This is a genomic window from Thermococcus sp. (assembly GCF_027066465.1).
In the GTDB taxonomy this organism is placed as follows: Archaea; Methanobacteriota_B; Thermococci; order Thermococcales; family Thermococcaceae; genus Thermococcus.
In genome coordinates this window covers 1-5,059 of sequence record NZ_JAMONU010000209.1, presented here as the reverse complement: position 1 = coordinate 5,059, position 5,059 = coordinate 1, and the positions used below count along the sequence as shown (strand labels likewise).

8 protein-coding genes are annotated in these 5,059 nt (G+C 56.6%); all 8 read left to right on the top strand.

The annotated features are described in order from the left end of the window. A partial coding sequence (locus MVK46_RS10165; RefSeq protein WP_297536582.1) for an NADH-quinone oxidoreductase subunit K occupies positions 1-259 on the top strand: 259 nt, incomplete at its 5' end. Next, a complete protein-coding gene (locus tag MVK46_RS10160) occupies positions 256-1,803 on the top strand; it encodes a proton-conducting transporter membrane subunit (RefSeq protein ID WP_297536580.1) in 1,548 nt (515 codons plus the stop codon). The genes MVK46_RS10165 and MVK46_RS10160, both read left to right, overlap by 4 nt. Before the next feature lie 2 nt (positions 1,804-1,805). After that, positions 1,806-2,153, top strand: coding sequence for a hydrogenase (locus tag MVK46_RS10155; RefSeq protein ID WP_297536578.1), 348 nt, complete (start codon positions 1,806-1,808; stop codon positions 2,151-2,153). 129 nt (positions 2,154-2,282) lie between these two features. Next, positions 2,283-2,801 carry an NADH-quinone oxidoreductase subunit B family protein gene (locus MVK46_RS10150; RefSeq protein ID WP_297536576.1) on the top strand — a complete coding sequence of 173 codons (519 nt, stop codon included), beginning with the start codon at positions 2,283-2,285 and terminating at the stop codon, positions 2,799-2,801. Next, on the top strand, positions 2,798-3,379 hold the full coding sequence (locus MVK46_RS10145) for an NADH-quinone oxidoreductase subunit C (RefSeq protein WP_297536574.1): 582 nt from the start codon (positions 2,798-2,800) through the stop codon (positions 3,377-3,379). Before MVK46_RS10150 ends, MVK46_RS10145 begins: the two co-directional genes overlap by 4 nt. Further along, positions 3,379-3,549, top strand: coding sequence for a hypothetical protein (locus MVK46_RS10140; protein ID WP_297536572.1), 171 nt, complete (start codon positions 3,379-3,381; stop codon positions 3,547-3,549). Before MVK46_RS10145 ends, MVK46_RS10140 begins: the two co-directional genes overlap by 1 nt. Beyond that, on the top strand, positions 3,546-4,823 hold the full coding sequence (locus tag MVK46_RS10135; RefSeq protein ID WP_297536570.1) for a nickel-dependent hydrogenase large subunit: 1,278 nt from the start codon (positions 3,546-3,548) through the stop codon (positions 4,821-4,823). Before MVK46_RS10140 ends, MVK46_RS10135 begins: the two co-directional genes overlap by 4 nt. A gap of 5 nt (positions 4,824-4,828) precedes the next feature. Further along, positions 4,829-5,059: NADH-quinone oxidoreductase subunit H (locus tag MVK46_RS10130; RefSeq protein WP_297536584.1), on the top strand; the 231-nt coding region annotated here is incomplete at its 3' end.

The following is a 5,059-nucleotide window of genomic DNA, read 5'->3' as shown; positions in this document are numbered from 1 at the left end:
CATCATAGACTCCGGGATACACCTGCTCCTCATAAGCCTCGGCTACAGGATAGAGCTGAACCAGATTCCGACCGCACCGATTTACACCGGCTACGAGACGCTGAAGAGCCCGATGGTCGGCCCGCTTCCACAGGCCTTAGTGCTTACGAGCATAGTCATCGGCGTCTGTGTGCTCTCGCTCGCTGTCGCTTTGACGATAAACGCCTACCGCCACTACGGAACCCTTGACGTGAGAGCTTTAAGGAGGTTGAGGGGATGAACGGGCACGAGATACTTCCGTACCTCATAATCATCCCTCTGCTCGGAGCGTTCTCGATGCCGATAGTGAACGTCATCGGCAGGAAGGCGAGGGAAGCGTGGGCCGTCATAATCAGCGGCGCGACCCTAGCGGTGGGCTCGGCGCTCTTCTACTACGTCTGGGAGAACAAGAGCATCATCGTCTACACCCTCGGAGCCAAGAGCCCGCTCGGCCAGGGCGTCAACTTCCCGATAAGAATAGTCTGGGAGGTCGACCTCTTCGGCGCGATAATGGTTCTAATGGTAACGCTCGTCAGCTTCCTCGCGGTGGTCTACTCCATCGGCTACATGAAGCACGACACCGGCCTCGACAAGTACTACACCCTCATCATAATCCTCGAGCTCGGAATGCTGGGCATAGCGATAACCGGCGACCTCTTCAACTTCTACGTCTTCCTCGAGATAATGAGTATAGCAAGCTACGCGCTGGTGGCCTTTAGGAACGACACCTGGGAGGGCATTGAAGCCGGCATCAAGTACATGTTCGTCGGCTCGATAGCCAGCTCACTCGTCCTGCTCGGCATAGCGCTGCTCTACGGCCAGTACGGAACGCTGACGATGAGCTATCTGGCAGTTAAGCTCGCCCAGAACCCGACCGTGGTTGGAAAGGTCGCGCTGGCGCTCTTCATAGCGGGACTCCTCTTCAAGAGCGGTGCTTCTCCGGTTCACATGTGGCTGGCAGACGCACACCCGGCCGCGCCGAGCTCGATAAGCGCGATGCTTTCGGGTCTCGTCATAAAGATAGGCGGAATCTACGCTTTAACCAGGATACTCTTCAGCATCTACGGACACAGCGTCAGCATGAAGACCGTCGGCTGGGTCATCATAATCTTCGCCTGCATAACCCTCATAGTCGGCAACGCGATGGCGGTAATCCAGAACGACATGAAGCGTCTCTTAGCTTACTCCTCGGTCGGCCAGATAGGTTACATTCTGCTGGGCCTCGGAATCGGCTTAGCCGCTTATGGAAGCCAGACCGGCGAGATAGCGATGGCGGGAGCGATTTACCACACCTTCAACCACGCACTCATGAAGGCCCTCCTCTTCCTGATTGCTGGCGTTGTGATTCACCAGCTCGGCACGAGGGACCTCAACGAGCTGAGCGGCTTAGCTAAGACCATGCCGAAGACAACCTTCGCATTCCTCATCGGAGCGGCCGCGATAATAGGGATGCCTCCGCTCAACGGATTCGCGAGCAAGTGGCTCATCTACGAGAGTTCAGCGATATTCAACCCTATACTCGGTGCGATAGCGATAATCGGAACGGCATTCTGTACGGCAGCATACGTCAAGGTGCTCTACACATTCTTCGGCAGGCCGAACGAGAGGGTCCTGAAGGCCAGAGACCCCGAGGGAAGCATGCTCTGGCCGATAATAATCCTCACGGCCGCGATAATCATCATGGGACTCTTCCCCTGGCAGATAAGCGATAAGGTCATGATTCCGGCAGTTAAATCCCTTGAGAACCAGCTGGCCTACATAAGCGCGGTCCTGGGAGGTGCGTGAAGATGTTCGGCTACTGGGATGCCCTCTACTTCGTCCTCGTTTTCATCGTCGGGCTCATCTTGGCTTACCTCCTCGACCAGTGGGCAAAGAAGAAGGGAATGGGAACGAAGGAAGCTGGCGACGGAACCAAGATATTCATCAGCGGTGAGGACCCAGATAAGGTTATTCCGGGCTTCGAGCACCTAGAGGGTTACTACACCGGCAAAAACGTCATGTGGGGCCTCAAATACGCTCTCAAGCGCTTCTTCACCGTCCTCAAGGCCGACCACACCGGACTGCTGACAGACTACGTGAGCTACCTCGTCATCGTTACGGCCTTCGTGATGGGAGTGCTGTTGATATGGGGGTGAAGAAAGGTGATGCTCATGCGCGGGTTTGAACGAGAGAAGAGAAACCCAATCACGATTGGAGCGCTTGGGGAGACCCCAAAACTTCCGCGAGCGCTTGCGAAGGCAAGGGCTCATAGGGGGTGATTGAGAGTGAGCATCAAAGTTCCCGCTAACGGCGGTTCAAACTCATCGGAGCGCGAGAGACTTGAGAGGAGAATCGCCCAGCTGTGCCGCTACATCGGAAAATCCCCCTGGGTCTTCCACGTGAACACCGGCTCGTGCAACGGTTGCGACATCGAAATAATAGCCGCTCTAACGCCACGCTACGACGCGGAGCGCTTTGGAGTCAAGCTCGTCGGCAGTCCGAGACATGCGGACATACTCCTCGTAACAGGGCCCGTAACAAACCAAAGCCTTGAGAGGGTCAAGCTCGTCTATGAGCAGACCCCAGAGCCGAAGATAGTCATAGCCGTCGGCTCGTGCCCAACGGGCGGAAGCGTGTTCTACGAGAGCCCCTTCACCAACGCACCGCTGAGCAACGTGATTCCGGTGGATGTTTACGTCCCGGGCTGTCCGCCGAGACCGGAGGCAATACTTCACGGCGTCGTTCTCGCGCTTGAGAAGCTGGCCAAGATGCTGAAGGGTGAGGTTCCGGGGGTGAAAGAATGAGCGAGGTTAACGATAACGCTAACGTTGAGAAAGCTCAGGAAGAGGTTAAAGAACCAACCAAAGCTCAAAGAGTCGCCAAAGCGATAGCGGAGCGCTTTCCAAACGCCCAGGTTGAGGTCAAGACCAACAAGTGGGGGCGCGAGAGGGTTTGGGTGAGAATCGACAGGGAAAGCTACCGCGAGCTGATGAGGCTCATAAAAACGCTTGACGGCGAGGCCCACTACTCGATAGGAATCGAGCAGGACTGGGGGAACGAACTGGGCTTCCTCAGTCACCTCGTGATTTACTACGACGACGCACCGGCGGTATCGCTCATAGTTGACGTCCACTGCCCCAAGGACGACCCAACGCTTCCCGACATCAGCGAGGTCTTTCCGATAGCCCTCCAGTTCGAGAGGGAAGGAATGGAGATGGTCGGAATAGACTTTGAAAATGCACCGGACAAGAGGAGGCTCTTCCTGCCGGACGACTTCCCCGAAGGCATCTATCCACTCCGCCTCGACGACAAGGGCGTTCCCGAGGAGATGGTGCACAACGCGGGCCACCCCTATTACCTCAAGGGAGGTGCTAAGAAATGATGCCCGCTGTTGAGGTTCGCGCTCATTCGCCGTCAGGCATCGTGAAAGGAGCGAACAAACCCAGGGAGAGCATTAAGAGACCTCCACTGGTAGAGGAGCGGGTTTGTGAGTTGAAGGCTTTCCGCGAGCGCTTTGCGAAGCAAAGGGCTCTGGGAGGTGCTAAGAAATGACTAAGGTCGAATACTGGGTCAAGATACCCTTCGGTCCGATTCACCCCGGTCTGGAGGAGCCCGAGAAGTTCATACTCACCCTCGACGGCGAGAGGATAGTTGACGTTGACGTCAAGCTCGGTTACAACCTGCGCGGAATCCAGTGGATAGCCCTCAGGAGGAACTACGTCCAGATAATGTACTTAGCCGAGAGGATGTGCGGGATATGCAGTTTCTCCCACAACCACACCTACACGAGGGCCGTTGAAGAAGCGGCCGGAATAGAGGTGCCCGAAAGGGCTGAATACATCCGCGTAATCGTCGGCGAACTCGAGAGGATTCACAGTCATTTGCTCAACCTCGGCGTTCTGGCTCACGACATAGGCTACGATACAGTGCTCCACCTCACCTGGCTCGCCCGTGAGAAGGTCATGGACACGCTTGAGGCGGTTGCCGGAAACCGCGTCAACTACTCGATGGTAACCATAGGCGGCGTCAGGAGGGACATAGACGAGAAGAGGAGGCGGATAATCCTCGATATGATAAAGTACTACAAGGAGGTCTTCCCGCAGATTGAAGACATCTTCCTCCACGACCCGACGATAGAGGCCCGTTTCAGGGACACGGCGATAATAAGCAAGCGCGTGGCGCTGGAACAGGGGGCGGTCGGTCCAACAGGAAGGGGAAGCGGAATCCGCGACGACGCGCGCTGGAGCGAGAGGCTCGGCGTTTATCCGGATTTGGGAATAAAGCCCGTCATGCCCCAGGACATAACTGGGGAGAGGCCGAGAGGCGATGTATTCGACAGGATGGCGGTAAGGGTTGGCGAGCTGTGGCAGAGTTTGGAGCTTATCGAGCACGCCCTCGACGGGATGCCCGACGGAAAAATCAAGCTGTTCCCGAAGGACAACGTTCTCGTCGCCAAGTTAAAGCTTCTCGTCGATGGAGAGGGAATCGGAAGGTACGAGGCCCCGAGGGGAGAGCTTGTTCACTACGTCCGCGGAAAGAAGGGAAGCGACAAGCCCCTCCGCTGGAAGCCGAGGGAGCCGACGTTCCCGAACCTGTTCGCGGTCGCTGAGGGCGTCAAGGGAGACCAGGTGGCGGACTTCGTGGTGGCGGTTGCCTCGATAGACCCGTGCCTGAGCTGTACCGACAGGGTGGCAGTAATCGAGAACGGAAAGAGGAGGGTTTTAACTGAAAGGGACCTCCTGAAGGCCTCGATAAAGAAGACGCGCGAGATTAATCCGGAAATAAAGGGAGACCCGACCCCCGTAGGGTTCGGCTGTTCGAGGTGATGCTCATGAACGTGGTGGGAAGCATAGTTTACCCGATTGCCGGCCTGCTCGGGCTTTACGGCTTCGTCTCACTGGCCTCGCTTCTCTGGGAGGGAATAGACAGGAAACTGGTTGCGAGAATGCAGAGGCGCGTTGGACCGCCGCTGATACAGCCCTTCTACGACTTCCTTAAACTGCTCAGCAAGGAAACGATAGTCCCGAACACGGCAAACTACATGTTCAGAGCGGCCCCGGTC